The organism is Synechococcus sp. WC101 (genome assembly GCF_047461555.1).
Taxonomy (GTDB): Bacteria; Cyanobacteriota; Cyanobacteriia; order Thermostichales; family Thermostichaceae; genus Thermostichus.
Genome location: NZ_JANSHG010000295.1, coordinates 1 through 1,348, shown reverse-complemented (window position 1 = coordinate 1,348; position 1,348 = coordinate 1). Strand labels below are relative to the sequence as shown.

At 61.0% G+C, this 1,348-nt stretch carries 2 protein-coding genes and 1 pseudogene; 2 read left to right on the top strand and 1 reads right to left on the bottom strand.

Annotation, left to right across the window (positions count from 1 at the left end):
* A pseudogene (locus tag NW809_RS12615) lies at nt 1-239 on the top strand (aldo/keto reductase); the annotation flags it as partial.
* Between the two features lie 92 nt (nt 240-331).
* On the opposite strand, the gene NW809_RS12610 reads toward NW809_RS12615, so the two are convergent.
* Nucleotides 332-715 (bottom strand): hypothetical protein, encoded by a 384-nt coding sequence (locus tag NW809_RS12610; protein ID WP_414402300.1) that lies wholly within the window; start codon nt 713-715, stop codon nt 332-334.
* A 123-nt stretch (nt 716-838) separates the two neighbouring features.
* Between NW809_RS12610 and NW809_RS12605 the strand changes: the two genes are divergently transcribed.
* A partial coding sequence (locus NW809_RS12605; RefSeq protein WP_414402299.1) for a hypothetical protein occupies nt 839-1,348 on the top strand: 510 nt, incomplete at its 3' end.

Here is a 1,348-nt window from a genome sequence, read left to right as displayed (position 1 = left end):
TCCCAGAGGTGCTGCGGCTGCGCAACTTGGCTCTTGCCCACGAGATGACCGAGTTTGCCCAATATCGCTACAACATGTTCGGCCAGGCGGGGCACTGGTTCCCAGGGGTGCCTGCCGACCGCTGCAGCGAGTGCGGCGACTGCCTGCCCCGTTGTCCGCAGCACCTGCCGATCCCGGAGTTGTTGGCCGAAACCCACCGCCTTTTGCACCGCTCTCCCATCCGGCGGCTGTGGGAGTAAGGGCCCCTTCTCCCAGGGGGTGAGGGGGGTGAAAATCCTGGCCAGGAGAGCCAGCTAGGGGGAAGCCTCTTGCTGCTCCGGAGTTCAAGGCTCTAGCGCCGCTTGCTGCGCAGGGTTTTGGCACGGTTGTGTACCTGTCTAACAAACAGAGGCAGGAGCTGTTCCTGAATGTAGGCAAAGGCTGCCGGGAGGCCTTCTCTTTCGTAGATAAGGCCGATTTCTGCCTCCACCTGGGTGGGATCCCGCAGAGCCGACAAAAATTGGTTGGAGGTGAGCCAGGTGAAGAGTTCCGCGCGGCTAAGATCGCAGCCGGGAGGGGAAGGCACCTGCCAGTCGGGTGGCGGGCCGAGCAGCCACTGGCGGGCAAAGAGGCTCAGCACCGCATCTCCTAGCCACGCCTTGTCCCGTCGGGATCCCTCGTCCAACTGGGCCACCTGCTGTCTGACGGTCGAAGAAAACTGGGATCCGGGCACCATGGGCAGCACTTAGAAGGAGCAGCAAGGGTAGCAGAGCTTCCCTGCCTCATTCTACTAAGATGGGGTCTGGCCCACCCTCAGCGGGTAAAGGGGCGGAGTTGGCTGTTTTGAGGATCTCAGTGCATGTTGTTGGAGCTTACCCCAGAAGAGTGCGAGGCGGTGATCCCGCTGGTGCCGACGCGGCTCCAGTACGCAGCTTACTGGAGCGATGCCCTCAAGAGCGTAGGCCGGATCATTACAGCTATTTTGGTGGGCGTAGCGCTGCTGGTGCTGTCTCGCGCTTTTGGCGAGGGATCCTTCTTGGGGGCAGTCTCCTTTCTGGGGGGGTTTCTCTCGTTGCTCTACCCTTTCCTCTGGGGGCCCCTCTACACCATCTCCCGCCGGCAGCTAGCCTTTCGCGAGATCCCTTACGGAGGGCTCTTTTTTGGCCAGGTGTTGAGCACCCGCCGCTACGAGGTGGTGGTGGAAGAGCGGGAAAAGGTGGATGAAGAGGGGCAACTCTATATTGAAGAAGTGCGCGAGCGCCAGTTTGAGATGGAAATTGGCGATGAAACAGGAGTTCTCTACCGAGTGCGGGCCAGGGACGATCCCCGCTACCGGCGAATTGTTAAAAAGCAATCGGTGCTGGCGCTG